Origin of the sequence: Sinorhizobium sp. FG01, from assembly GCF_002531875.1 — a bacterium.
Classification (GTDB): Bacteria; Pseudomonadota; Alphaproteobacteria; order Rhizobiales; family Rhizobiaceae; genus Sinorhizobium; species Sinorhizobium fredii_C.
Genome location: NZ_NWTB01000008.1, coordinates 204,706 through 230,738 on the forward strand (window position 1 = coordinate 204,706; position 26,033 = coordinate 230,738).

Annotated in this window: 26 protein-coding genes; 12 read left to right on the forward strand and 14 right to left on the reverse strand. The window is 62.6% G+C overall.

Annotation, left to right across the window (positions count from 1 at the left end; genetic code table 11):
- Nucleotides 1-28: 28 nt before the first annotated feature.
- Nucleotides 29-250 (reverse strand): DUF2007 domain-containing protein, encoded by a 222-nt coding sequence (locus CO656_RS15385; RefSeq protein WP_097526323.1) that lies wholly within the window; start codon nt 248-250, stop codon nt 29-31.
- A gap of 111 nt (nt 251-361) precedes the next feature.
- Here CO656_RS15385 and CO656_RS15390 point away from each other — a divergent pair, with 111 nt between their 5' ends.
- The 4 genes from CO656_RS15390 to moaB all read left to right on the forward strand — a co-directional run bounded on the left by CO656_RS15390 (nt 362) and on the right by moaB (nt 4,836).
- A complete protein-coding gene (locus CO656_RS15390) occupies nt 362-1,378 on the forward strand; it encodes a polyprenyl synthetase family protein (RefSeq protein WP_037413309.1) in 1,017 nt (338 codons plus the stop codon).
- Between the two features lie 164 nt (nt 1,379-1,542).
- Complete coding sequence (locus CO656_RS15395) at nt 1,543-3,375, forward strand: tetratricopeptide repeat protein (protein ID WP_037413308.1); 1,833 nt, start codon at nt 1,543-1,545, stop codon at nt 3,373-3,375.
- Nucleotides 3,376-3,379: 4 nt separating this feature from the next.
- Nucleotides 3,380-4,291: a 4-(cytidine 5'-diphospho)-2-C-methyl-D-erythritol kinase gene (locus tag CO656_RS15400; RefSeq protein ID WP_097526324.1), complete on the forward strand. Its 912-nt coding sequence runs from the start codon at nt 3,380-3,382 to the stop codon at nt 4,289-4,291.
- A gap of 2 nt (nt 4,292-4,293) precedes the next feature.
- Nucleotides 4,294-4,836: a molybdenum cofactor biosynthesis protein B gene (gene moaB, locus CO656_RS15405; protein WP_037413305.1), complete on the forward strand. Its 543-nt coding sequence runs from the start codon at nt 4,294-4,296 to the stop codon at nt 4,834-4,836.
- A 282-nt stretch (nt 4,837-5,118) separates the two neighbouring features.
- Here the strand turns inward: moaB and CO656_RS15410 are convergent, their stop codons facing one another.
- Nucleotides 5,119-5,655, reverse strand: coding sequence for a glycosyl transferase (locus tag CO656_RS15410; protein ID WP_037413304.1), 537 nt, complete (start codon nt 5,653-5,655; stop codon nt 5,119-5,121).
- Nucleotides 5,656-5,828: 173 nt separating this feature from the next.
- Here CO656_RS15410 and CO656_RS15415 point away from each other — a divergent pair, with 173 nt between their 5' ends.
- Both CO656_RS15415 and CO656_RS15420 read left to right on the forward strand, forming a co-directional pair.
- On the forward strand, nt 5,829-6,986 hold the full coding sequence (locus tag CO656_RS15415; RefSeq protein ID WP_097526325.1) for a PA0069 family radical SAM protein: 1,158 nt from the start codon (nt 5,829-5,831) through the stop codon (nt 6,984-6,986).
- A gap of 277 nt (nt 6,987-7,263) precedes the next feature.
- The gene (locus CO656_RS15420) at nt 7,264-7,962 is read left to right on the forward strand and encodes a ribonuclease HII (RefSeq protein ID WP_097526326.1); all 699 of its coding nucleotides are present in this window, start codon (nt 7,264-7,266) and stop codon (nt 7,960-7,962) included.
- Nucleotides 7,963-8,047: 85 nt separating this feature from the next.
- On the opposite strand, the gene CO656_RS15425 is transcribed toward CO656_RS15420, so the two are convergent.
- The 12 genes from CO656_RS15425 to CO656_RS15485 all read right to left on the reverse strand — a co-directional run bounded on the left by CO656_RS15425 (nt 8,048) and on the right by CO656_RS15485 (nt 19,915).
- Nucleotides 8,048-8,533 (reverse strand): F0F1 ATP synthase subunit B, encoded by a 486-nt coding sequence (locus CO656_RS15425; RefSeq protein WP_037413301.1) that lies wholly within the window; start codon nt 8,531-8,533, stop codon nt 8,048-8,050.
- A gap of 13 nt (nt 8,534-8,546) precedes the next feature.
- Nucleotides 8,547-9,164 carry a F0F1 ATP synthase subunit B gene (locus CO656_RS15430; protein ID WP_037413300.1) on the reverse strand — a complete coding sequence of 206 codons (618 nt, stop codon included), beginning with the start codon at nt 9,162-9,164 and terminating at the stop codon, nt 8,547-8,549.
- Nucleotides 9,165-9,239: 75 nt separating this feature from the next.
- Nucleotides 9,240-9,467: a F0F1 ATP synthase subunit C gene (locus CO656_RS15435; RefSeq protein ID WP_026612986.1), complete on the reverse strand. Its 228-nt coding sequence runs from the start codon at nt 9,465-9,467 to the stop codon at nt 9,240-9,242.
- Nucleotides 9,468-9,550: 83 nt separating this feature from the next.
- On the reverse strand, nt 9,551-10,303 hold the full coding sequence (locus tag CO656_RS15440) for a F0F1 ATP synthase subunit A (RefSeq protein ID WP_037413299.1): 753 nt from the start codon (nt 10,301-10,303) through the stop codon (nt 9,551-9,553).
- A 59-nt stretch (nt 10,304-10,362) separates the two neighbouring features.
- Nucleotides 10,363-10,722, reverse strand: a complete 360-nt coding sequence (locus CO656_RS15445) for an AtpZ/AtpI family protein (protein WP_097526388.1) — start codon at nt 10,720-10,722, stop codon at nt 10,363-10,365.
- A gap of 288 nt (nt 10,723-11,010) precedes the next feature.
- Entirely contained in the window at nt 11,011-12,189 is a 1,179-nt protein-coding gene (locus CO656_RS15450) for a cell wall hydrolase (protein WP_037413370.1), read from the reverse strand.
- A gap of 197 nt (nt 12,190-12,386) precedes the next feature.
- Nucleotides 12,387-14,288, reverse strand: a complete 1,902-nt coding sequence (locus tag CO656_RS15455) for a potassium transporter Kup (RefSeq protein ID WP_037413297.1) — start codon at nt 14,286-14,288, stop codon at nt 12,387-12,389.
- Nucleotides 14,289-14,305: 17 nt separating this feature from the next.
- Nucleotides 14,306-15,283, reverse strand: coding sequence for a magnesium transporter CorA family protein (locus CO656_RS15460; protein WP_037413296.1), 978 nt, complete (start codon nt 15,281-15,283; stop codon nt 14,306-14,308).
- Nucleotides 15,284-15,629: 346 nt separating this feature from the next.
- The gene (locus CO656_RS15470; RefSeq protein WP_037413295.1) at nt 15,630-16,787 is read right to left on the reverse strand and encodes an Mrp/NBP35 family ATP-binding protein; all 1,158 of its coding nucleotides are present in this window, start codon (nt 16,785-16,787) and stop codon (nt 15,630-15,632) included.
- 460 nt (nt 16,788-17,247) lie between these two features.
- Entirely contained in the window at nt 17,248-18,003 is a 756-nt protein-coding gene (locus CO656_RS15475; RefSeq protein ID WP_086022718.1) for a LuxR family transcriptional regulator, read from the reverse strand.
- A 155-nt stretch (nt 18,004-18,158) separates the two neighbouring features.
- The gene (locus CO656_RS15480; RefSeq protein ID WP_097526327.1) at nt 18,159-18,899 is read right to left on the reverse strand and encodes an autoinducer binding domain-containing protein; all 741 of its coding nucleotides are present in this window, start codon (nt 18,897-18,899) and stop codon (nt 18,159-18,161) included.
- 203 nt (nt 18,900-19,102) lie between these two features.
- Nucleotides 19,103-19,915, reverse strand: a complete 813-nt coding sequence (locus CO656_RS15485; protein ID WP_176536600.1) for an IclR family transcriptional regulator — start codon at nt 19,913-19,915, stop codon at nt 19,103-19,105.
- A 124-nt stretch (nt 19,916-20,039) separates the two neighbouring features.
- Here CO656_RS15485 and CO656_RS15490 point away from each other — a divergent pair, with 124 nt between their 5' ends.
- The 6 genes from CO656_RS15490 (at nt 20,040) to CO656_RS15515 (ending at nt 26,010) form a co-directional block, all read left to right on the forward strand.
- Nucleotides 20,040-20,810, forward strand: coding sequence for an SDR family oxidoreductase (locus CO656_RS15490; protein WP_095677915.1), 771 nt, complete (start codon nt 20,040-20,042; stop codon nt 20,808-20,810).
- Nucleotides 20,810-21,727, forward strand: a complete 918-nt coding sequence (locus tag CO656_RS15495; protein ID WP_097526328.1) for a 2-dehydro-3-deoxygalactonokinase — start codon at nt 20,810-20,812, stop codon at nt 21,725-21,727. Before CO656_RS15490 ends, CO656_RS15495 begins: the two co-directional genes overlap by 1 nt.
- 14 nt (nt 21,728-21,741) lie before the next feature.
- A complete protein-coding gene (locus CO656_RS15500) occupies nt 21,742-22,380 on the forward strand; it encodes a 2-dehydro-3-deoxy-6-phosphogalactonate aldolase (protein ID WP_037413288.1) in 639 nt (212 codons plus the stop codon).
- A complete protein-coding gene (locus CO656_RS15505) occupies nt 22,377-23,264 on the forward strand; it encodes an SMP-30/gluconolactonase/LRE family protein (protein ID WP_037413287.1) in 888 nt (295 codons plus the stop codon). The genes CO656_RS15500 and CO656_RS15505 overlap by 4 nt, the downstream gene beginning before the upstream one ends.
- 106 nt (nt 23,265-23,370) lie before the next feature.
- Nucleotides 23,371-25,095: an IlvD/Edd family dehydratase gene (locus tag CO656_RS15510; protein WP_037413285.1), complete on the forward strand. Its 1,725-nt coding sequence runs from the start codon at nt 23,371-23,373 to the stop codon at nt 25,093-25,095.
- A 291-nt stretch (nt 25,096-25,386) separates the two neighbouring features.
- On the forward strand, nt 25,387-26,010 hold the full coding sequence (locus tag CO656_RS15515) for a PRC-barrel domain-containing protein (protein WP_097526329.1): 624 nt from the start codon (nt 25,387-25,389) through the stop codon (nt 26,008-26,010).
- Nucleotides 26,011-26,033 lie beyond the last annotated feature (23 nt).

Sequence of the window (26,033 nt, forward strand, 5' to 3'; positions counted from 1 at the left end):
CGGCAGCCGCTGGCCGGCAGGCCGGGAGTCATTGCCGCAGTTCCTTTTCCAGGCCGGCATCGATGAGAATACGCCGGGCTCTGTCGGCGTCCTCATCGGCCACCAGAAAGCGGCGTGGCAAGAGGCCGAGCGAGCCTTCGAGGATGCTCATGTCCCGATCGGCAATCAGGCATGCAATGCCGGCATCCTTCATCAGGCTTTCCGAAAAGGAGAGCAGCACGGCGTCGTTGGTGCGGATCAATTCCTTCATTCGTCTCAATGATCCCGTCTTAAATTGCACCGGGCGAGGCAATTCGCCTCTTGCCGCCCGAAGTCCCGCTTTCTATTGTCAGACCCGACAACGAAGCAGGAGTCCGGGGCGTTGGGCGTAGTGATACCGCTGGAAGACAATAAAAACAAACAGGCTTCCGTGAAGCCGCTCGTCGACCTGACGGCGTCCGACATGGAGCGCGTCAATCAGCTCATCCTCTCCAAAGCCGGCTCCGACGTGCAGATGATTCCGGAGGTCGCCAACCACCTGATTTCCTCCGGCGGAAAGCGGTTGCGGCCGATGCTGACGCTCGCTGCAGCCTCGATGTTCGGCTACGAGGGCGACGCCCATGTCAAGCTCGCAACAAGCGTCGAGTTCATGCATACGGCGACGCTGCTGCACGACGATGTCGTCGATGAAAGCAATCTTAGGCGCGGCAAGTCGACGGCGCGGACGATCTGGGGCAATCAGGCGAGCGTGCTCGTAGGCGACTTCCTGCTCGGCCAGGCGTTCCGCATGATGGTCGACGTCGGCTCGCTCGACGCGCTCGACGTGCTGTCGACCGCCGCGTCGGTGATCGCCGAGGGCGAAGTGCTGCAGCTCTCGGTCGCCAAGAACATGGAGACAACCGAAGACGATTACCTGCAGGTCATCCGGGCCAAGACCGCGGCGCTTTTTGCCGCCGCCGCGGAGGTCGGACCGATCGTCGCGAGCGCCAGCCGGTCCGACCGCAATGCGCTGAAATCCTACGGCATGAATCTCGGCCTCGCCTTCCAGCTGGTCGACGACGTTCTCGACTATGGCGGCTCGTCGAGCGATCTCGGCAAGAATGTCGGCGACGACTTCCGCGAGGGAAAGATCACCCTTCCGGTCATCCTTTCCTACCGGCGCGGCACGCCGGAGGATCGAGCTTTCTGGCGCGAAGCGATCGAAGGCGGCGCCAGCGATGCGGCCAACCTCGACAAAGCCCTCGGCCTCATACGCCGCTACGGCGGATTGACCGACACGATCGCCCGCGCCCAGCACTATGGAACGATTGCGCGCGACGCTCTGGCGCCGTTGCCGGCCTCTTCCTGGAAGTCCGCCTTGATCGAGGTGATCGACTTCTGCATCGATCGGCTCAGCTGAGCGCCGGCCGAGGAGCAATATTCTCCGCGGGAGGAATTTCTTGCCGCGTTGCGCCAAAAAAGCCATTCTATTCTTCAAGACTTGCGTTCGGCAACTTGCGATCGACTCCGGAACAACCAGCAGAGACGCGGCGAGCCGAGACGATCGGCAACGAAAGGTTTGACATGCGGCATAATACATTCCTTCGCCTGCTCGGCGGAGCGGCAATGCTGGCTCTTCTGTGCGTGACCGGAAGCCACCAGGCATTCGCTGAAGACAAGGCGGCCGTAGAGGATGCCCGGCCTTTCGACGTCAGGAGCGTCAACACCTTCGCCGGCGCCTTCCTGGCTGCACGGACGGCCGACGTCGATCGCGACTTCGCAACGGCGACGGAGCTCTACCGCATCGCCCTGCGCTTCGAACCGGACAATCCCGAGGTCAAGCAGCGGCTGATGATCACGCTGCTGATGAGCGGCAAGTTCGATGAAGGGGTCAAGATCGCCGACGCGTTGAAAGCCGATCCGGCCGTCGAGCGCATCACGACGACCGTGCGGGCCATCGAGGCGATCCGCAAGCGCGAATATCGCAGCGCCCAGAAGCTCCTGAATTATCAGGGCCCGAACGATCTCGATCGGCTGATGAGCACTTTGCTCTCCTCCTGGGCGCGGGCCGGCCAGGGCAGGCCCAAGGAGGCCGTCGCGCAGATCAAGGCGCTCGAAGGGCCGGAGTGGTTCCGGGTGTTCAAGAACTATCACGCCGGCGCGATCGCCCTTGTGGCCGGCGACAAGGCAACCGCCCGTGCCAGGCTGAACGACGCCATTCTCGACCGGGAAGGCGGCAGTGCCGCACCGGATACGTTCATGCGCGCGGTCGAGGCGCTGGCCCGCTTCGAGGCCCGCGAGGGCAACAAGCAGAAGGCGCTGGATACGGTTGCCGTCGGCGAGAGCATGGTCAACAACTACACGCCACTCGAGGCGCTCAGGGAGAGCATCGAAAAGGGCGAGCACCAGGAACAACAGGTGCGCAACGCCGCGCAAGGGGCTGCCGCCGTCCTCTTCTCGATCGGCGGCGCCCTCAACCGCGAGGGAGCGGAAGACATCGTCACGCTTTATCTTCAGACCGCCCGCCACCTGGATCCGGAAAGCGCCGATATCCTGGTCATGCTCGGCGGCATCGCCGAAAATCTGAAGAAGCAGGAAGAGGCGATCGCGCTTTACAAGAGCGTGCCGGCAGATTCCCCGATGCGCCGCATCTCCGAGCTTCAGCTCGGCCTGGCGCTGGCCGACGTCGGCAAGGTCGACGAGGCGAAGAAGCACCTGCAGGCGCTGATCGAAGTCGATCCGAAGAACATCCGCAACTATCTCGCCTATGGCAGCGTGCTTTCCGACGCCAAGGCCTACAAGGAAATGGGCGAGCTTTACGACCGCGCCGTCGAGGCGATCGGCCCGGTGCCGAAGCGCAGCGATTGGACGGTGTTCTTCCAGAGGGGGATCGCCTATGAGCGGCAGAAGGTCTGGGCGAAGGCGGAGCCGAATTTCCTGAAGGCGCTTGAGCTCAATCCGAACCAGCCGCAGGTCCTGAACTATCTCGGCTATTCGTGGGTCGACATGAACATCAACCTCGACAAGGGCTTGGAGATGATCCGCAAGGCGGTCGAGCTGAAGCCCGACGACGGTTACATCGTCGACTCGCTCGGATGGGCCTATTTCCGCATGAACCGCTTCGACGAGGCGGTGACCGAATTGGAGCGCGCCGCCGAGCTGATGGCCGGCGACCCGACGATCAACGACCATCTCGGCGATGCTTATTGGCGGGTCGGTCGCAAGCTCGAGGCCGTCTTCCAGTGGAACCAGGCTCTCGAAATGAAGCCCGAGGAAGCGGAAGTTCCGAAGATCAAGGCCAAGATCGAGAAGGGCCTGCCGCCGCTCAAGCAGAACGTTCCAGCCGCGGCGGACGCCAAGGAGACGCTGCCGAAAAAGCCGGGCCCTGAGCTTGCCGCGCCGGACAAGAAATCCTGACGGCATGCAGGCGGACGGCATCGCCGGCTTCGCGCTGACCCGCGTGGCGCCGGCCAAGATCAATCTCGCACTGCATGTCGTCGGTCAGCGCGCCGACGGACATCATAGTCTGGAAAGCGTCGTCACTTTTGCGGAGTGCGGCGACCGGGTGGCATTCTCGCCGGCGGATGCCGACCGCTTCACTCTGTCTGGTCCCTTCGCGCGCGATCTGCCGGTTTCGGCGGAAGGCAGTACGGGCAATCTAGTGCTGCGGGCCCGCGACCTCTTGCGGCGGGAGCTGACCGGACGCGGCGATGCTGCGGGGCCCGTGCATCTGCACCTGGAGAAGAACCTGCCGATCGCGTCGGGCATCGGCGGAGGCTCGGCGGACGCGGCTGCGACGCTACGGGGGCTGCTTTCCCTATGGAGAGCAGAGATCGCCCCGGAAAGGCTCGTGGAGCTCGCGCTCGAACTTGGTGCCGATGTGCCCATGTGTCTCGACGGCGGGCCGCTGCTTGCGCGGGGGATCGGCGAAGAGCTTGCCCCGCTTGCCGATCTGCCGTCCTTTGCGATCGTCCTCGTCAATCCGCTCGTTGCCGTCTCGACCCCGGTCATCTTCCGGATGCTCGCCGAGAAGCGCAACCCTCCCCTCACCCTTCCGCAAGGCGCCCGCACGGCGGCGGACTGGCTGACGGCGCTTGCCGGTATGCGCAACGATCTGGAGCGACCGGCGCAAACCCTGGAGCCGACGATAGAGGGGGTGTCGGCTGCGTTGCGAGCCGCAGAAGCCAAATTGGTGCGTATGTCCGGTTCGGGCGCCACCTGCTTCGGCCTCTTCGACAGCGACGAAAGGGCGGCTGCGGCGGCACAGCGCATTTCCGCCGGTCATGCCGAGTGGTACGTTCACGCCACCCGAACCGCGGGGATGAGAGATTAGGTATGCCCGGCATCGACGAAACACGTTCCTTCATTCCGGTTCGGGTCGCGGTCCTCACGGTTTCCGATACCCGCACGCGCGCCGACGACAAGTCGGGCGACACGCTCGAGGCACGCATCCGCGACGCCGGACATCGGCTCGAAGCGCGCGCAATCGTGCCCGACGATCGCCAGAAGATCTACGATCAGGTAAAGGCCTGGACGCTGGATGCGGCGATCGACGTCGTCATCACCACCGGCGGGACCGGCTTCACCGGCCGAGACGTGACGCCCGAAGCGCTGGAGCCGCTATTCGAGAAACGTATGGATGGGTTCTCGGAAGTGTTTCACCGGATCTCCTACGACAAGATCGGCACGTCGACAATTCAATCGCGGGCAACGGCCGGCGTTGCTAATGCCACTTTTATCTTCGTGTTGCCCGGCTCGCCCGGCGCCTGCAAGGACGCCTGGGACGGAATCCTGAAACAGCAGCTCGACTACCGGCACATGCCCTGCAACTTCGTTGAGATCATGCCCCGGCTTGACGAACACCTGAAACGCGGCTGACCCTGTTCCGTTTGGAACAGCCACGCATGGTTGAACTCGCTAGATTGCTACTCGTCAGCTCACCGGAACAATGCACCTAGCGAGCATTCGTACAAGGCGAAGCGAAGACGCCTCTTTCCGTTTTCCCCGTGGAAAGAGCTAGAGAGTCATACGACATGATGCCCCACCACAAGGAGATGGAGCAGCATGGCAAGCCCTTTCCTAGGCAAGGTCATTTGAGAATCGTTTCAGGGGGTGCCGCAAGGCACTTCCCTCTTGTGTGGCTGCAGCACTTGGACTGTTTCAAATAGGCGCGGCCAAAGATCGATTGCCGAGAGCAACCCAGGCCGGAACGATTTCGGTCGCCAGCTTGCGGACTGCCCGGGCATTGGCGATGTCGCTGAGCTGCATATCGGCACGCGCGACAGCCACGGCATCCTGCTTGCGCAGCAGAAACCCGGTTTCCAGCGGCGCGGCCCGTTGCGACAAGCGCTTGAAGAACGGACGCCTGTGCATGCGCGATGGTGAAAACCGGGCCGGATCCTTGTTGAGCGCCAGATATTCGATGAGTTCGTCCACCCAGCGCCCTATCGGACGGGCCCCCGGCTCGAGCAGCATCAGCCAATCACCGCGCGCGGAACGGACCACATCGGCGAGGTCCCATTCGGCGCAGAAGCGGCAGCCGGCCGCATCGGCGACGTGTACCGAGCCATCTCTCGAGCCGTGATCCAAAATGATCACGTCGCTGACGAGCCCCTCGACGGCCCCGGCGACGAGCACGGACAAGGTCTGCGCGAGTTCCGCCTCGTTGTCGCGTGTCTCCATTATGATCGTCAGCATACCGTCTCCTAGCGCATAGCTGCATCAAATACCATAATTCTTAAGGGAGGTTAGCTGCTTCCCTCGGCCATTCCCGACCTACAGCGATATTTGTTCTTGCTTTGTTCGTTTCGATGCGCTAGGAAAATAATCAGAGCGGAACGAAGTCGCAAATCGGTTCCGAGGAGATTTCCATGACCGAGCTGCCTCAACTCAGGCAGGGTGCCTTTGCGCCCGGCAATAGCGCAGAGCTGGCTGAAGCGATCGTCACCGGTACGGGTGCCAGAATAGACGTCGATCGTCGGCGGGGACGCGGTGCCGCCCTCAACATGAGCGGACGTTTCGAACCGCGGACGCGCGAAGTGTTCGACGACGGCTGGCAGACGCTTGAGGAATTGCCGCCGTTCAGGACGGATGTTCAGATCGAAAAACCCCGCAACGTCATCACCCGCAACGAGTCGCCGGACATCTCCTTCGATCGTTCCATCAATCCTTACAGAGGCTGCGAGCACGGCTGCATCTACTGTTTCGCGCGGCCGACGCATGCCTATATGGGGCTCTCGGCAGGGCTTGATTTCGAATCGAAGCTCTTCGCCAAGCCGGACGCGCCCCGCTTGCTGGAACGGGAATTGGCGAGGCCGGATTATAAGGTGCGGCCGATCGCGATCGGCACCAACACGGATCCCTATCAGCCGATCGAGAAAGAGTGGCGCATCATGCGCCAGATCCTCGAGGTGCTGAAGGCCGCCAATCACCCGGTGATGATCGTTACCAAGTCGGCGCTGGTGACGCGCGACATCGATCTCCTCGCACCGATGGCGGAAAAAGGTCTGGCGCGCGTCGGCATTTCCGTGACCACCCTCGACCGCAAGCTGGCGCGTGCCATGGAGCCGCGGGCATCGACACCGCCAAAGCGGCTCGAAGCCATTCGCGCGATCTCTGAAGTAGGCATTCCCGCCGGCGTGATGGTGGCACCAATCATTCCCGCTCTCAACGATCATGAGATAGAGCGGGTGCTCGATGCCGCGAAAACGGCGGGCGCTACGGAAGCAAGCTACGTTCTCCTACGTCTGCCGCTGGAAGTTAGCCCGCTCTTCCGTGACTGGCTGCTCAGAAACTATCCGGACCGCTACAGACACGTGATGTCGCTCGTCCGCTCGATGCGCGGCGGCAAGGATTATGACGCCGAGTTCGGCAAGCGGATGAAGGGCGCCGGTCCCTATGCCTGGCAGATCGGCCGCCGCTTCGAACTTGCCGCCAAGCGCCTGGAGCTCAACCTCACCCGTCGCCAATTGCGGCACGATCTCTTCGTGCCGCCGCTGGGAATGGGAGTGCAGCTGTCGCTGCTTTAATGCATGTCGCCCAAAAGTGTGCAGCGGTTTTGGGATGACGACATGCACAAAAACAAAGACCTAAAGCGCGCCGCGTGAATGCGTTTGAACGCGACGCGCGTTAGGAGGGTGCGAGACGAGCCGCGAATGTGTGGGGGAGCGAAAAGACCCTCTCATCTCATATTCAGTTCCGGCGCCACCCTTGCCTCAGGATGGCGCTGGCTTTCCTCCCGGTTTACCGCCGCACACGTACCGGGGGGCTTGAAGGGAATCGGGCGAATATGCGAGGGTCCCCCGCATGTCACGTCGCAAGTCGCCCGATTCCCCGCTTTTTCAACTTGAGCCGGTGCCTCCGGACTTCAGCTTCGAAATCGCCGCCAAGCGGGATGGTTTTTGGCCGGTCGCCGGCGCCGACGAAGCCGGCCGCGGCCCGCTTGCCGGTCCGGTGGTGGCAGCAGCCGTCATCCTCGATTCCGAGGCCGTGCCGGCCGGTCTCAACGACAGCAAACTGCTGACGGCCGAGCAGCGCGAGGCCTTGTTCAACGAGATCATGGCGACGGCGACCGTGTCGATCGCCTCGTCCTCGGCGGCACATATCGACGCAACCGACATCCTCAAGGCAAGCCTCGACGCCATGCGCCGCGCGATCGACGGCCTGTCCGTGGCGGCGCGCTTCGCACTCATCGACGGCCGCGACGTTCCGCAGGGCCTCGCCTGCCACGCGAAGGCGATCATCAAGGGCGATTCCCGCTCCGTGTCGATCGCTGCCGCCTCCATCGTCGCGAAGGTCACCCGCGATCGCATGATGGCCCGCGCCGACGCGACCTTTCCCGCATACGGCTTTGCCATGCACGCAGGCTATGCCACGGTCCGGCACCGGAACGCCATCGACAGCCATGGACCGTGTTCGCTGCATCGGATGAGCTTCCGCCCGTTTCGGCAGGAGCAAGAGCAACCCATGGCAATGAGCGCCGAACCGCTCGAAGTCAGTTCCTGACGAAGAACCCCTTCCCTAGTGCCCGTGCCAAAGAAAAAGCCCCGCCGAAGCAGGGCTCTTAATGCGCGAAGTGTAAATGCGGAGCTTAGTTCAGGCGTCCCTTGACCTCGCCGAGCGCCTTCTGGAAGAGGGCGTCCTGTGCGCTCGCGTCGGTCTTGGTCGCAAGCACTTTCTCGGCTGCGCTGATCGCGAGATCGACGGCTGCCGCGCGAACCGCGTTGATTGCGTCGCTTTCGGCCTGCTTGATCTTCTGTTCGGAAAGGGCCGTACGGCGGGTGACGTAGTCCTCGGTCTTCTGCCTGGCTTCCGCCGCCAGCATCTCCGCCTCGCGCTGGGCGGCAGCGACGATGTTGGCGGCTTCCGCCTCGGCATCCTTGCGCTTGCGCTGGTATTCGGCAACCAGGGCCTGGGCTTCCTCGCGCAGGCGCTTGGCTTCCGCAAGTTCGTTGCCGATCTTGTCGGCACGCGCGTCGAGCGCTTCGGCGATCTTGCCCGGCACCTTCAGATAGGCGATGAGAGCGAAGAAGAGGATCAGGCCGACGAGGGCGTAGAAAGTCGCATCAAGTGCCATTGTTCCCTGCCCCTCAGTTGCCGGCTGACGCCTTGACCGCCGCAGCGATCTCGGTCTTCGTGACGTTGCCGCCAATCAATTGTTTGACGACGGCCGTGGCCGTCTCCTCGGCGATAGCGCCGACATCGGCAAGCGCCTTGGATTTGATCTCGGCGATGCGCGCTTCGGCAGCGGTAATCTTCTTTGTGAGCTCGGCCTCCACGGCCGCGCGGTCGGCATTCGCCTTGCTCTTGGCGTCTTCGCGGGCCGTGTCGGCAATCGAGTGGCCCTCGGCCTTGGCATTCGCCAGTTCCTGCTCGTAGGAAGCGATCGCGGCATCGGCCTGGCCCTTTAAGCGGGAGGCTTCATCGAGATCGTGGGCGATGCGGTCATGGCGCTTTGCGAGAATCCCGCCAATGCGCGGAATGATGACCTTCGACATCAGGAGATAGAAAAGCCCGAAGGTGATCGCCAGCCAGAGCAGCTGCGAAGCGAAATGAGTCGAATCGAAGGGCGGAAACACGCCGGAACCATGCTCGCCTTCGTGGGCCACACCCGTTTCGGTGTGCACCTCACCGGCCGCAGGGGCATCGTGTGCTTCGGCGCCTTCAGTGGTGGTTGACTGCTGGGCATAGGCCGCGGTCACAAACATGCTCACCTCCAAGGTGCACTTAAAGATATGCGCGGCCGCGAACCCGAGGGACCGCGGCCGAAGCTTCAGCCGTTATTAGACGGCGAAGAGGAGGAGCAGGGCTACGAGCAGCGAGAAGATGCCCAGAGCTTCCGTAACGGCGAAGCCGAATACGAGGCGGCCGAACTGGCCGTCAGCAGCCGACGGATTGCGCAGAGCGCCAGCGAGATAGTTGCCGAAGATGTTGCCGAGGCCGAGAGCCGTGCCGGCCATACCAAGGCATGCAAGACCTGCACCCAAGAACTTTGCTGCTTCCGCGTCCATGATTGACTCCTTCGAATGGTGTTGCGGCTTAGGATTTGCGCCCGGGCGGCTGAAGCCGACCGGAAGCGAGCGACTGTTATTCCTTAGTGGCTTCCCGGGTGGACAGCGTCGTTGAGGTACATGCAGGTCAGTACCGCAAAGACATAGGCCTGGAGGAAGGCGACGAGGAACTCAAGACCGGTGAGAGCGACGGTCATGATGAGCGGCAGGATCGCGCCACCGATGCCGAGCGCACCGAAAGCGCTGAGCGAGGCGACGAAGCCTGCGAAGACCTTCAGCGTGATATGGCCGGCCAGCATGTTTGCGAAGAGACGGACCGAGAGGCTGATGGGCCGGGATAGGAAAGAGATGACTTCGATCGACACCACGAGCGGCAGCAACGCGCCCGGCACGCCGTGCGGCACGAAGAGCTTGAGAAAGCCCAGACCATGCTTGTAGAAGCCGTAGAGCAGGACCGTGCCGATCACGAAGACGGCGAGAGCGAAAGTCACGATGATCTGGCTGGTGACGGTGAAGAAATACGGGAACATGCCGAGCAGGTTCGCCGTCAGGATGAACATGAACAGCGAGAAGACCATCGGGAAGAACTTCATCCCATGGCTGCCCGCCCCTTCGCGAAGCATCGAGGCGATGAACTCGTAGGACAGTTCAGAAACCGACTGCATGCGCGTTGGGATGACGCCGCGCTGAGAAGTCGTCAGGTAGAGAAAGCCCGCGGCAGCACCGACGGTCGCCACCATGAACAGCGACGCATTGGTGAAGGAAAAGTCAATTCCGCCAATCTCGATCGGGACAATCTTGTTGACCAGGAACTGGTGGGTCGGATCGTTTGACACCGCGCTTCTCTTTCGTTCTGCCCGCCCGCAAGCGGAAACCGTGTTTTCCGGTCGGCGCCTCAGGCGCCGTCACCGTCCTTCTTGCTATCATCAGTACCGCCTCCGCGCTGGTCGGGTGTCGCCACCAGACCGGCAGAACGCAGCACATTCAAAACACCGGCACAGAAACCGAGAAGCAGGAGGACGATCATGCCCCACGGCCCTGTACCCGCAAAATGGTCCAAAAGATAGCCCAGGAATGCCCCGACCACGATGCCGGCGATGAACTCGCTGGAGAGCTTCATCGCTGCTGCGTAGCCTTTGCGGCTCTCCGCGCTTCGAACCTCCGCCTCGTCCGAAACATCCACGCGCTTCGACGCGATGTCCTCACCAAGGCGCTTCAGCCGCGCTTCCAGACTTTCTTCCGGCTTCTCCGTCACATGGCTCCCCTTTTGCAGCCCCACGCGGTCGAACGCGATCTCGGTCATACAAACGGCCGGTGCTCAAGCCACGGTTCGGCCCCATTTGAAGTCGCGCGCAACATAGTTTTAGGCACCCGCATAGTCAAGGCATGCGGGGGCATAGAGGGTGGACAATGTTTGCAAGGTTTTTCAACGGCTTAATGGAAATTTGCGGCACCTGCGACAAAGCTGCACCGGGAATCGCCCTCATTCATCGGAGCCGCTCTTCGCCTCACAGGCGTGACTTGTGCGGAATCCTGTGGCCGATCAACTCCAGCCGCCGCCATAGGTCCGATAGAAGATGTGCAGACCGATCTGTCCCACGCGTTTCATGGTCTTCGCCCAGGCGGGCTTCACATAGGTGGCATGGTAGTGTGTCGCAGAACCGACTTCCGGAAGCCAGATCTTTCCGGCGGTGACCGCCATCGCGACCTCCTTTGCGGTCTTCCAATGCGAACGCGAATAGATGAGATCACGGATCATGTCGCAGGCGAAGGAGAACTGGCAGCGGTTGCGCCAGGCCTTGTTCTGATAGACGACGCCGCAGATGGTCTTCGGGTAGGTGGGATTGCGCACCCGGTTGAGAATCACTTGGGCGACTGCCGCCTGCCCCTTCACCGATTCGCTGCGCGCCTCGAAGTAGATGCCTTCGGCAAGACAGGTCTGCTCCTCCTTGCCGAACACCGTCGCCGGCAAGGCCGTCGCCGCCCAGGCATGATCGTCGGGGGAGATGTCCGGGATGAACCGTCCACCGTTCTTGTCTTGGCGAAGGATCGAATCGAAAGGCGATTCACGCGCATAGTCCGGCTCCGGCCGGACGTAGGCAGTGGCGAGGATGTCGGCATCGCGGTTGGTCACGAGCTTGGCAAGCATGGGCGAAACGCCCGGGTCCGGCCGCGGCGGCTTCCTGCGGTAGAAGGCCGTGGCGATCTCGATCTCCTTGCCAATGATCTTCGGCTTGGCGAAGGCCATCTTCTCCGCCCCGTCGAAATCAGGCTCCATCAGGAAGCTCGTGCGCTTCAGGATCGAGCCGGCGCTGAAATCCTTCGGCGGCGTTACCGGCGTGACGGCGACGATTCGGCCCTTCTTCAGCTTGCGGGTGACGCGGTCCTCGTCGGGAGTTCCGCCCTGATGCTTCGATTCGGCCGTCAGGGCCACGCGCCTGCCATCGGAGAGCGTCATGCCGGCGCCGCCGTCGAGCCCGCCGGTCGTGATCGGATCGGCAAACACCATGTCGACGTCGTGAAGCGATCCGGCCGGCGACCGGGTCAGATACATGCGCCAACGCTCGCCGCCCCGGTTGATGCCAGAAAGAAAGGTGGCGAGATCGGAATAGGCAGCGACCGACGGAAAGCCTAAGAAAATGGCAAGGCCGATGATGGCCGGGGCGCGCCAGGCGGAGAAGGACAGGCGAAACTTGCGACGCGACTGTTTACTCCTACGCATCATACCGCTCCACGCAAATCTTACTGGCGCACGCGTTCTCGCAAGCCGGCTCTAATTTTGAAACCGGCCTGACGACGACATGCAGGGACGCTAAGATCTTGAAGCGTCCGGACGGTTGCCCGGGGGCGCTTCGTTCGACCTCGAAAATGAAGCATTAACCTTGATGTTTGGTTAATGCGGCTGAGTGGCGAAGCTCGTCAAATGATCACGTGGGAGCCGAGTTCGACGACGCGGTTGGTCGGCAGGCGGAAATAGTCGGAAGGATCGATGGCGGCATTGGCGAGCGCGATGAAGAGGCGATCCTGCCAGTGCGGCATGCCCGACTGGGCGTCGGGCACGAGCTTGCGGCGGCCGAGATAGAAGGAGGTCGACATGATGTCGAACTTCAGGCCGGATTTGCGGAAAAGGCCGAGCGCCTGGGAAACGTTCTGCGTTTCCATATAGCCGAACCGCATCTCGAGTTGGGTGAAGCGCTCCGACAGCGGCAGGACGCTGACGCGCTCTTCCTTGGGCACTTTCGGGGTGTTGGCGGTGCGGACCGTCAGGATGAAGTTCTGCTGGTGCAGGACGTGGTTGTGCTTGATGTTGTGCAGGAGGGCGGCGGGCGTCGAATCCGGATCGCTGGTCAGGAAGATCGCCGTGCCCGGTACGGCGACCGGCCCGTGCTCGCTCTTGCGTTCGATCGACTTTATGAAGCTCGCGAGCGGAATGTCGATATGGCGGGTCTTGTTGTGGAGGATCTCCGTGCCGCGCTTCCAGGTCCACATGACGATGATGAAGGTCGCCGCGATCAGGATCGGCACATAGCCGCCGTCATGGATCTTCAGCATGTTCGCGCCTAGGAAGACGAGCTCCAGCGTGAGGAGCGGCAGCAAAGCGGCGGCGGCCCACCAGCCGGACCAGTTCCAGCGCGCGCGCAGAAACTCGAAGGCGAGCATCGTCGTCACGACCATGGCGCCTGTCACGGAGATGCCGTAGGCGGTCGCAAGCGATTCCGAGGAGCCGAAGACGAATACGAGTGCCATGACGCCGAACATCAGCAGCGTGTTGACATTGGGCAAATAGATCTGGCCGGTGTGGGTTTCGGACGTATGGAAAATCGCCATGCGCGGCAGGAAGCCGAGATGGATCGCCTGGCGCGTCAGCGAGAAGGCGCCGGTGATCACCGCCTGGCTTGCGATGATGGTCGCTGCGGTCGCAAGTATGACGACTGGGAGCAGCGCCCATTTTGGGAACATCAGGAAGAACGGATCGGACATGGCCTCCGGATGCTCGAGCACGAAGGCGCCCTGGCCGAGATAGTTCAGGGTCAAGGCCGGGAAGACGATGGTGAACCATGCCCATTGGATCGGCCGGCGGCCGAAATGGCCGAGATCGGCGTAGAGCGCTTCCGCTCCCGTCACCGTCAGGAACACGGCGCCCAGCACAATGATGCCGACATAGCCCTCAGTGAACAGGAATGTCACCGCATAAAAGGGGTTGAAGGCGGCGAAGATCGACAGATCGTCGGCGATATGCACGAGGCCGATCCCGCCCATGACGAGGAACCAGACGAGCGTGATCGGCCCGAAGAAATTCGAGACGGCCGCCGTGCCCTTCGACTGGACGGCGAAGAGAAGCAGCAGAATGACGACGGCAATGGGAACGACATAGTCCGAAAGCGCCGGCGTCACCAGTTTCAGGCCCTCGACAGCAGAGAGGACCGAGAGCGCCGGCGTGATCATCGCGTCGCCGATGAAGAGCGCCGCCCCCGCGACGCCCATGAAGAACAGAATCGGCGCGTGACCGTTGGCTGTCTTCATCAAAAGAGCGAGCAGCGAGAGCGTGCCGCCCTCACCCTGGTTGTCGGCCCGCAGCAGGAAGAGCACATATTTGATCGTCACGATGATCGTCAGCGACCAGATCATCATCGAGATCAGGCCGATGATCTCCGCATCCGTGACGCCGTCATGGGCGACCGGGCGCAGCGCTTCGCGGAAAGCGTAGAGCGGGCTCGTGCCGATGTCGCCATAGACAACGCCGATCGAGCCAAGCCCAAGCGCAAGCAGGCGGCGCAGGTTCTCGGATCCATGTGCGGCAGGGGCAGACGACTGAGACATGGTATCCAACAGGCTCCTTAGAGCCAGCCTTTCCAGCGGAAGAAGAAAAACGGGATCACGGCCGAGAGCACCATGGCCGCGAGCGCCCAGGGATAGCCGAACTGCCATTCGAGTTCCGGCATCACGCGAAAGTTCATGCCATAGACCGAAGCAACCAGCGTAGGGGGCAGGAGGACGACCGAAGCGATCGAGAAGATCTTGATGATGGCATTCTGCTCGACATTGATGAGACCGAGCGACGCATCGAGCAGAAAGGTAATGTTTCCCGAGATGAAGGCCGCATGTTCGGAAAGCGACTGGATATCCCTGGAGATCGAGCGGCAAAGCTCGCGGCTGTCCTTGTCCTCCTGCACTTCCGGCACGGTGTAGAGGAAGGTGAGCAGCCGCGACAGGGAAGCGAGGCTATCGCGCGTCTTCGCAACCAGCCTGTGGTGGCCCGCCACATCGCGCAGGCGGGCTTCGAGAAATTGCGGCGGCCGGCGCCGGCCCGCAGCCCTGTCGCCGAACACCTCGATCGACAGGTCATCGATCTTGACGACGGCCTGCTCAAGAATTTCCGACGTCCGGTCGGTGATCGTTTCCAGCAGCCGGGTCAGCAGCACCACGCCGTTGCGGCAGCCGTTGGGAATCCGATGCAAGCCCGCCTTGAACAGGCCGAAGGCGCGCGGCTCCGCGTAGCGGATCGTCACCAGTCTGCCTCCGGAAAGGATGAAGCCTACATCCGTCAAGCCGGGAATCTGGGTTTCGCTGCGATAAACCAGCGACGCGGTCATGAAGACGGCGCCCCCTTCGACATAAAGGCGGCTCGACGGCTCTATGCCCTTGAGATCGTCGCGGGTCGGAATGGAAATTCCGAGCAGCCCCTCCATCATGTGTTCTTCGGCCCTGGTCGGCTCGACGAGGTCGATCCAGACGATCTCCGGGCGCAGGGCGGCTGGCGGTTCGGCCGTCGTAAGGGCGACGGCTTCGCCATTGACGCAATAGCCTGAGATCATGCGGCCGCCTTTTGGGTGGGACCGACAGGAAAGAAGGATGAAGGATTGAAACGATCAGCCGCCACAGGATTTCCACAATGCCGATTCATCTGATGCAGACTTCCGCCCCACGACATCTCCCCTTGGCTGAAATCTCCGGTGAGGGACGGTGTGCGCCTGCCTCTGCGCGAGCGGCAAGCCATATGGCGCAACACTCGGGCAAAATCAATGCTTTTTGCAGATGCCGACCTCGGCGGCACATTACGCCTCGTTGCGAACGGTGCCGGACCCTACGTCATATTTTCCGCAAGCGGTACCTTCCCGCGAAAGAAAAAATAGCGCGGTCTGGTTCTGCCCCACCGATGGTCTATTCGAAGACGATGTTCGGCATCGCCCGGCCTTTGTTCGCCTTCCCGGCCGAGAGCTGTTTCCAGACCCGTTCGGCGATGCTGCGGTAGTTTCGCGCGACCTCACCATCAGGATCGGACACCACCAGGGGTGTGCCTGCATCCGAGGTTTCCCGGATTCCCATGGTGAGCGGGACTTCGCCGAGGAAGGGCACGCCGATGCGTTCGGCCTCCTTGCGGGCACCGCCATGGCCGAAAATATCGTAGCGCTTGCCGGTGTCGGGAGCGACGAAATAGCTCATGTTCTCGACGATTCCGAGCACCGGCACCTCGACCTTGCGGAACATGGTAATTCCCTTGCGCGCATCGGCGAGCGCCAGATCCTGCGGCGTCGACACAATAACCGCGCCCGCGAGCGGCACTTGCTGGGCCATCGTCAACTGCGCATCGCCAGTGCCAGGAGGCATATCGACGACGAGCACGTCGAGTTCGCCCCAGGCCACCTCGCGCAGCATCTGCAGGAGAGCGGACTGGATCATCGGTCCGCGCCAGATCATCGCGACCTCCTCGTCGACGAGGAATCCCATCGACATCACCGGCAGTCCGTAATTTTCCATCGGCCGGATAAGCCGCCCCTCGATCTGCTGCGGCCGGCCGGAAATCTTCAAGAGGCGCGGCATCGACGGGCCATAGATATCGGCATCGAGCAACCCGACCTTGAGACCGTTCGCCTGAAGCGCCAGGGCCAGATTCACCGAGGTCGTCGACTTGCCGACGCCGCCCTTCCCCGAGGCAACCGCGATGATCGCGCCAACGCCCGGGATACCTGCTTTGGCCGGCGCGCCGCCGGCCGGCCGCGGAGCATGCGCGTGAGCCTGCCCTGAAGGCGGCGCCGGCCGCTGTACCGGGGTCGCCTGAGCCGCCGCCTTGCGGTCCGCAGTCAGCGCGACCATGGCCGCCTTCACGCCCGGCATCTCCCGAACGACTCGTTCGGCAGCGGCGCGCATCGGTTCGAGCTCCTTCGCACGATCCGCCGGCACGGTGATCGAAAAATAGGCCTTGCCGTCGGAGATGAACACATCGGAGACCAGGCCCAGATCGACGATGTTGCCCTCCATGTCCGGGCCGCGCACGCTCCGCAGCCTTTCCAGCACCATTTCCCTGGTCACGTCCGGCATCTCGCCCTCTTCTCTCTGCCGCGCCGGCTATTCACCGCCTGTTGGGACGGGACGGTGCTGCCCACGCTTACAATGCGATCCCTTCGAACCGAGTCCGATCCGAGAGTCCTTGTGCAGTAGATAATCGAGGCGAGGCACTTCGCCAATGTTGGAATTGAGAAAATGAAGGGCCGCCAGCCTATCACCCGTGTCCGTACATCCGGGATCACGGGCGGTGGGCGGCGGCCCTTTTCGCGACCTTCTTGGGCGCTGTTCTTTTTAGTCCCCTCTGTGGACCAGCAATGAACAAGCAGAAACCGTGCCAGTTTCAAACGGCGGGGATAAAGCTGCGATTTCCACGGAAATAGGCGAAGCGACGCGAGACGCAGGCCGCGTGTCCGCCCAAATCCTGGGCATGCGTGCTTTTGGGCACAACACTTTGACCGCAATCGAGCAGCTGTCCGTAACGGCGGGCCGAAGGCTAGCTAATATAGCCCTTCTTCATCGCCTTCACGACCGCCTGCGTGCGGTTGACGGCGTCGAGCTTCTTCGTGACATGGTTGAGGTAGTGATTGACGGTGTGCTCGGACAGGCCCAGGATCCCGGCAATTTCAGCACTTGTCTTACCGGCTGCGGTCCAGCTCAAACACTGGATTTCCCGCTCAGACAGGGTCGTGTTGCTGTTCTTCCAAACCGAACCGATCTCGGCGAGCCGGTTATAGACGTGGATCGCGATCATCTGCAGTTCCATCGCCGCGGTCATCGGCAGATCGGCCGCCGGGCCCATGAGAATGACCGCGCCGCGGCCGCCCTCGGCATCATGGACAGGGAAATAGTTGGCCTGAAAGATGCCGTTTTCGCGCAGCATCGCGATGTAGTCCCCGGCAGACGCCGGCTTGCCGCCCTCGCTCTCCCAGTCTTCAAGGGTGATCTGGAACGGCGTCGTGGTCTCCCGCAACCGACGAACGCCCGTGCTGAAACGCAGCATCGACAGGCTGTCATATTTGTTGAGAAGCTCGGCCGGCATGTTGGAAATGACGGTGGCGGCGGAAAGCCGCTCCATGTCGATCGGCGGGATCGAGCAGATGAGGAACGTCTTGAAGCCGAAAATATGCGTAATCCGCCGCATATAACGGATGATATCGAACTGAGTCTCCAGCCTTGCGATCTCAGACGCGAAATCACCGCCCCGGGGTAGATCGATGTCAGTCATCCCGGTCGTCATCGTATCTTGCATTCGCGCGTTCCATGACATTCATCAAGTATCAAATAGCCTGAGCCGCGCATGATTGCCAACAGGTGATCGGCAATGGTCTCCCTTCGCCGCCAAAAGGCTGTGTATTACGTTTCGCGCGGCGGGACGCACGAGGGGCAGGAGCGAGGCTTGTTCTTTTAATTGATCAGGCCGGCCCGCATCGCCTTGGCGACCGTCTGCACACGATTGACCGAATCGAGCTTGCGGGTCGCGCGATTCAGATAGTGGTTCACCGTGTATTCGGAAAGCGCCATGATTCGCGCCATCTCGACGGTCGTCTTTCCGGCCGCAGCCCAGCGCAGACATTCGATCTCGCGTCGGGAAAGGCCGCCCGGGCGGCGCCGGTCGCGCGTTCTGATCTCGGAAAGCCGGCTATAGAGCAGCCCCGCCCAGAAATTGAGGGCCTGCATTTCGTCGCTCGAGACCACCTCCCGGTCTCCGCCAAAGGCAATGGCAGCGCGACCTCCCTTGGCGTCGTGGACGGGAAGGTACAGACCGCGCGGCATGCCAGCCTGCTCGAAAACACTGACGGCGGCCTCGCCCTTGCCGTCCATGCGCCTGCGCGCCAGCAAATGCGCATCATAGGTGAAGGGGATGGTGCTCCGGCGCAGCCGCTGGATAACGGGGCTTCCCTCGATCAGGCCGGCGCTATCATAGCGCCGCAGGAATTCGGCGGGCCAGGACGTGAGCAACGCCTGAGCAGCCAGGCTGTGACAACCGGAGTCGGGAATGGCCAAGACGATGAAGCCGCGGAATCCGAAAGCGTCCGAAATCTGGTCCAGAGCGCGCCTGACATCGTCTTCATTGCCGAGCGTCCCATCGATCGAGCGGCCATCGGGAAGGATCAGTGAATTGATGTCCGCGTTGAAATCCATCATCGTTCCGCTGGCCTCCCACAACCTGTTCACGCCGTTGGCGAGTCCGGTCGGTTCACCGTCCTAATCCGCTCTTGGCGCTTCCGCCAAGGAACACATCCCGCGCGAAACTGCAACCAGTCGTGGAGGCGGGAGTAGCCAGTTGAAGCTAGCGATCTATAGCCGCCTCGTCCAGTCGAAACTTCTAATTTACCGTAAAGCGATGCTTAGCGGCCGCCTCGGCCGGGTCCCAACCGGATTCGGGCCTCCTCCTCGACCTTAGCGGCGGCCTTGCGAACATCCGCCGCCCAGGCCGCCAATTGCGTCATCGTGACGCGATAGGAAGGGCCGGTTACCGAAATACCGGCTACCAATTCGTGCTCCGGAACGACGATCGGCGCTGCCACGCAACAGATCTCGGCTTCATGCTCCTCGCGGTCGAAGGCATGGCCTTCGCGGCGAATCTCTTCAATTTCCGCAAGCAGCGAAGCGGCCGAGCGATGCGTGCGCTCGGTGAACGGGACGAACTGCATCCTTGCCGTGACTCGTTCCAGCGCGCCATGTCCAAGCGACGACAGGGCCGCCTTGCCGATCCCTGTGCAATAGGCCGGCGAGGCCTTGCCGATCTGCGAGCTCATGCGGACCGTCTGGCGGCTTTCGACCTTGTCGACATAGATGATCTCGGTGTCGCGCAATATGCCGAGATGAACCGTTTCGCCAGTGAGTTCATGCAGACGCAAGAGGTGCGGCTCGGCAATGTCGCGAAACTGATTGCCGGACCAGGAGCGATAGGCAAGCTTCAAGAGGCGCAATCCCGGCTCGTAGGAAAGATCGCTTCGCTGCACCAGCAGGCCTTCATCGACGAGGTGCCCAAGCAGCCGATGCAACGTGCCGCGCGGCTGGCGGACGGATTGCAGGATGTCGGTGAACCGCTGGGGCCGGTCGGCCGCCGCGACGGCCTCAAGCACCGCCATCGCCTTCCCTAGCGTGCCGGTCCCCGGCCCTTCGCTTTCCTGCTCGCTCACGATCTTGGGTTCCATTTCATCTGCTTTCGCCCGCTTGCCACCTTGACAGGATAAGACCCGCAGCGCGATAATTCCAGAAAATAAAGAGCTATTCCACATACTGGAACAATTTTTCTGAGAAAGAGGGAGAGAACGATCGATGACGCTGCCGAGCAGTCAGTTCCCCGACTTGCGCGATCGCGGCGTCCTGGTCACCGGCGGGGCCTCCGGCATTGGAGCGGCGCTGGTGGAGGGCTTTCTGCGGCAGGGTGCGCGCGTCGCCTTCATCGATATTGCCGAGGACGCGGGCCGCGCGCTTGCGGACAGGCTTGCCGCCGAAATCGGACAGAGGCCGGAATTCGTTCGCGCCGATCTCCGGGACGTCGAGCAGGCAAGAAGCGCCGCGGATGCAGCCGTCGCGGCGCTCGGCCCCATTCGGGTGCTGATCAACAACGCCGCCCGGGACGACCGGCAGCCGCTCGAGGAGGTGACAAGGGAAAGCTGGGACGAAAGCCTCGCCGTCAATCTCAGGCACTTCTTCTTTCTCGCCCAAGCGATTGCGCCGCACATGCGGCAAGCGGGTGGCGGATCGATCATCAATTTCTCGTCGATCGCCTTCATGCTGAACATGCCTGAAATGCCGGCCTATGCGACGGCAAAGGCCGGCATTATCGGGCTCACCAAGTCGCTCGCCGGGAAACTCGGGCCGGACAATATCCGCGTCAATGCCATCCTGCCCGGCATGATCGTCACCGAACGGCAGAAGCGGCTCTGGCTCACGCAGGACTCGATCGCCCGGATGCAGGAAAGGCAGTGCCTGAAACGCGTTCTGGCTGCCGAGGATCTCGTCGGCCCTTGCCTCTTTCTGGCCTCGGATTGCTCCGCGGCGATGACGGCACAGAGCATGATTATCGATGGAGGCGTGTTTTGATGACGGCAGGCTACTATGCCGCGGTGGACTGGGGGACCTCGAGCTTCCGCTTGTGGGTCATCGGAGAGGACGGGTCGGTGCTCGCCGAACGCCGCAGTGCGGAGGGTATGACCACCGCAGCGGAAACCGGGTTCCACGCCGTCCTCGACAGCCATCTTACCGCCGTATCGGCATCTGCCCATCTGCCGATCATCATCTGCGGCATGGCCGGCGCCCGGCAGGGCTGGAAAGAAGCGGGCTATCTTGAAACGCCGGCAACGCTTGGCGCCATCGCGGGAAATGCAATCGCCGTTCCGGACGTGGATCGCGACATTCGCATCCTGCCAGGCCTGGCGCAGCGCAACGATCGGCATCCGGATGTCATGCGCGGCGAGGAGACGCAATTGCTCGGGGCAGCCGGTATGCTCGACAGCGGCCGGCACCTGGCGTGCATGCCGGGCACCCACAGCAAGTGGGTGCGGCTGTCGGGTCAGACGGTCGACGGTTTCTCCACCTACATGACCGGCGAATTGTTCGACGCCATCTCCAAGCATACGATCTTGAGCCATGCCGTGGCCGGGGTGGATGCCATTGCTGCCGACAGCGCTGCCTTTGCCGAAGCCGTCACCCAGGCACGGGAAAAACCGGCGCTGGCGACGAACCTCCTCTTTTCCGTCCGGGCGGGACAATTGCTTCATGGTCTGAGCGCGGCCGACGCCAAGGCTCGCCTGTCCGGCACGCTGATCGGTCTGGAGATCGCCGGTGCGCTCGCTACGGCGGGCCCGGTGGACGGCATCTGCCTGGTCGGCTCGGGAAAACTCGGCACGCTCTATCGCGCGGCGCTTGAAAGCCAGGGCCTCGCAGTCCGGCTCATCGACGCCGATGAGGCGGTGCGGGCCGGCCTTTCAACCGCTGCCCAGGCTATTTGGCCCCTTTGACGGAAGAAAAGAAGATGAACCGCATTCCCCTGCCCCCGATGAAATATCCGCTGATTGCGATCTTGCGCGGATTGAAGCCGGAGGAGACCGAGAGCGTCGTCGGCGCACTGATCGAAACGGGCTTTACGGCGATCGAGATCCCGCTGAATTCGCCCGACCCGTTCCGGTCCATCGAAACGGCGGTGAAAATGGCGCCGGTCGACTGCCTCATCGGCGCCGGCACGGTGCTGACGACTGGTGACGTCGAGCAGCTCGACGGCGTCGGCGGCCGCCTGATGGTCAGCCCCAATGTCGAGTCGTCGGTCATCCGGCTCGCCGCGGCCAAGGGCATGGTGACGATGCCGGGCGTCTTCACCCCGACGGAGGCACTCGCGGCAGCGGCTGCGGGCGCCAGCGGCCTGAAATTCTTCCCCGCCAGCGTTCTTGGGCCTGCCGGCATCGCGGCCATCCGCGCAGTGCTTCCGCACGACATCGAGATCGCCGCGGTCGGGGGCGTCTCGGAGGCCAATTTTGCCGACTATGCAAGGATCGGCGTGCGAAGCTTCGGACTCGGCTCGAGCCTTTACAAGCCGGGAATGAGCGCAGCGGATGTCAGGCAGCGGGCGGTGGCAACGCTGAAAGCCTATGATGCCGTCTATGGAGGCCAAGAATGACCGACCTCGTCGCCTTTTCTGGCCACATCCTCTGCGACTTCGCCTCCGAACTCGGCGAGGGCCCGACCTACGACCCCCGCGCCGACACCGCCTGGTGGTTCAACATCAAGGGCCAGGAGTTGCACGAGCTCCATCTCGGGAGCGGACACAAGACCATTCATCCCCTGCCCTTTCTCGGCAGCGTGCTGGCCACCATCGACCCCGGCCGGCAGTTGATCGCCTCGGACCAGGGGCTTTTTATCCGCGACACGGCAAGCTTCTCGCTCAGCCCGTTCGCCGCAATCGAGGACAAGCCGGGCAACCGCTCCAATGACGGGCGCGTTCATCCCTCCGGCGCTCTCTGGATCGGCACCATGGGACGGAAAGCCGAGACGCATGCGGGCGCGATCTATCACGTCGCCGGCAACCGCATCACAAGGCTCTACGGCAATATCACCATCCCGAACGGCATCTGCTTTTCGCCGGATGGCGCCACCGCCTATTTCACCGACACCGACGTCAATCACCTGATGCGCGTCGCCATCGATCCGGCGACGGCACTGCCGACCGGCGATCCCGTCACTCTTTCTGACGAGAGTGCGGCACCGGGCGGGATCGATGGCTCGGTCTGCGATGCCGACGGCTTGATCTGGAACTGCCGCTGGGGCGCCGGTGCCGTCGAAGTGTACAAGCCGGACGGACAGAAGGTCGCCCGCTATGCGGTGCCGGCGACGCAGCCGAGTTGCCCCGCTTTCATCGGTGCGCGGGCGGACAGGCTGCTGGTCACTTCCGCCTGGCAGGACCTCGACGACGCGGCACGCTCCGCCGATCCCAACGCCGGCAAAACCTTCGAGCTCGGCATCGACGTCAAGGGCCGCTTCGAGCCGGCGTTCCGACTTAGCTGAAGGATGCTTCATTCGGCGCCCGATCGCGAACAAAAGCTGGCGGCGCCGAGAAAAAGTCATACAATTAATCCATGCGGTGAATCGCGCATGGAAAGGGAGTGCTCGGATGAGCGATAAGAAAAAAGAACTGAGGAGCCGGCACTGGTACGGTGGCACGCACAAGGATGGTTTCATTCACCGGTCCTGGATGAAGAACCAGGGCTTTCCGGATCATGTCTTCGACGGCCGGCCGATCATCGGCATCTGCAACACCTGGTCCGAGCTGACGCCCTGCAACAGCCACCTGCGCATCCTTGCAGAGGGCGTCAAGCGCGGCGTTTGGGAGGCGGGCGGCTTTCCGGTCGAATTTCCGGTCTCGTCGCTCGGCGAAACCCAGATGCGGCCGACGGCCATGCTGTTCCGCAACCTCCTGGCGATGGATGTGGAAGAGGCGATCCGCGCCTACGGCATCGACGGCGTGGTGCTGCTCGGCGGCTGCGACAAGACGACGCCGGGCCAGTTGATGGGGGCGGCCTCCGTCGACCTGCCGACGATCGTCGTCTCCTCCGGTCCGATGCTCAACGGCAAATGGAAAGGCAAGGACATCGGCTCGGGCACCGATGTGTGGAAGTTCTCCGAAGCGGTGCGCGCCGGCGAAATGAGCCTGCAGGAATTCATGGCAGCCGAAAGCGGCATGTCGCGGTCGCCCGGCGTCTGCATGACCATGGGCACGGCGACGACCATGGCGTCCGTGGTGGAGGCGATGGGCCTCTCGCTCCCGACCAATGCGGCGCTGCCGGCCGTCGATGCGCGGCGCATGGCGCTGGCGCACATGACCGGCAAGCGGATCGTCGACATGGTGCACGAGGATCTCAGGCTGTCGAAGCTCCTGACGCGGCAGAACTTCGAAAACGGCATCATCGCCAATGCCGCCGTCGGTGGATCAACGAATGCCGTCGTTCACCTGCTGGCGATCGCCGGGCGCGCCGGTGTCGATCTCTGTCTGGAGGACTTCGACCGCGTCGGCGGCCAGGTCCCCTGCATCGTCAACTGCATGCCGTCCGGCAAATACCTGATCGAGGACCTCGCCTATGCGGGCGGCCTGCCGGCAGTGATGAACCGCATTCAGCACCTGCTGCACGCCGATGCGCCGACGGTGTTCGGCGTACCGATCAGCAAATATTGGGAAGGTGCCGAGGTCTATAACGACGACGTCATCCGGCCGCTCGACAATCCGCTCCGCGCCGCCGCGGGTATCCGGGTGCTGAAGGGCAACCTTGCGCCGAACGGCGCGGTGATCAAGCCATCGGCGGCAAGCGAACACCTGCTCGCGCATGAGGGGCCGGCCTATGTCTTCGAGACGATCGAAGACCTCAAGGCGAAGATCGACGATCCGGATCTGCCGGTCACCGAGGATACGGTTCTCGTGCTCAAGGGTTGTGGTCCGAAGGGCTATCCCGGCATGGCCGAGGTCGGCAATATGCCGATCCCGCGCCGGCTCGTCGAAAAGGGCGTTCGCGACATGGTGCGCATCTCCGATGCGCGCATGTCCGGCACCGCCTTCGGCACCGTTGTGCTGCATGTCAGCCCTGAAGCCAACGCCGGCGGGCCGCTGGCGATCGTCAGGACCGGCGACCGCATCCGGCTCGATACCATGAAGGGCGAATTGAACCTGCTGATCAGCGAAGAGGAATTCGCAAGCCGGGTGGCGGCCTGGCAGCCGCCGGAGCAAAAATGGCAGCGCGGTTACTACAAGCTCTACCACGACACCGTGCTGCAGGCCGACAAGGGCGCCGACCTCGATTTCCTCGTCGGCAACAGCGGCAGCGAGGTGCATCGCGAGAGCCACTGACCCTTCTATGGCCACCGATGATGAGCGCCGCGTGCCGACCTCGGCACGCGGCGCTCTCCGTTCCGCCCGCCATTGGTTTTGCTTGCCGCGGGCGGTTGGCGTTTACATAAAAAGAGATTTATACCGATGGATGAACAGGCTCGATGCTGAGACAACCAGCGGCTTTATATTTTCATTTTATCCGGAACAGTTTTCGCTGCCGGACGTTGCTTGAGTACCACCGGCGCAGCGCAAAACACCGGAAAATAGGGGCTGCGCTTAACCGACAACGTCAACGAAAGGCAGACTGATATGATCGACAAATTTATATCTTCCGTTGCCGCCGGCGCGCTTCTCGTGGGCGTTGCCGTCGCTCCGATGAGCTTCGCGCAGGAAACCACCACACCGCCGGCCCCGGCGCCCGAGACACAGGTGCAGCCTGCTCCTGCCACTCCGGCACCGGCTGACCAGGCACAGACACCGGCTCCTGCGGACAAGACGACCGACATGGCAGAAGCTGGGTCCTATCTGACCGAACAGGCGGACGACCAGATTTCCGCTAACACCTACATCGGTCAGTCGGTCTATAACGCCAGTGATGAAAGCATCGGCGAGATCAACGACCTTATCATCAAGAAAGAAGGCGGCGTCGCTGCGGCTATCGTCGGCGTCGGCGGCTTCCTCGGAATCGGCGAGAAGAACGTTGCGGTTCCGTTCGAAAGCATCGAAGTCACCGAACAGCCTGACTCGGATGCCCTCAAGCTGACGACGACCGAAACGGCCGAATCCCTGAAGGGTGCGCCGGAATTCAAGACGAAGTCGCAGTTGATGGCTGAGCGCAACGCGGCGCAGCCCGTCGACACGTCGACGACTTCGGCAACGGGCACGACCCCGGCTCCGGCACCGGCACCCGCCGAACCGGCACCGCAGCAGTAACCACGCTGCCGGTCGCAACCGAC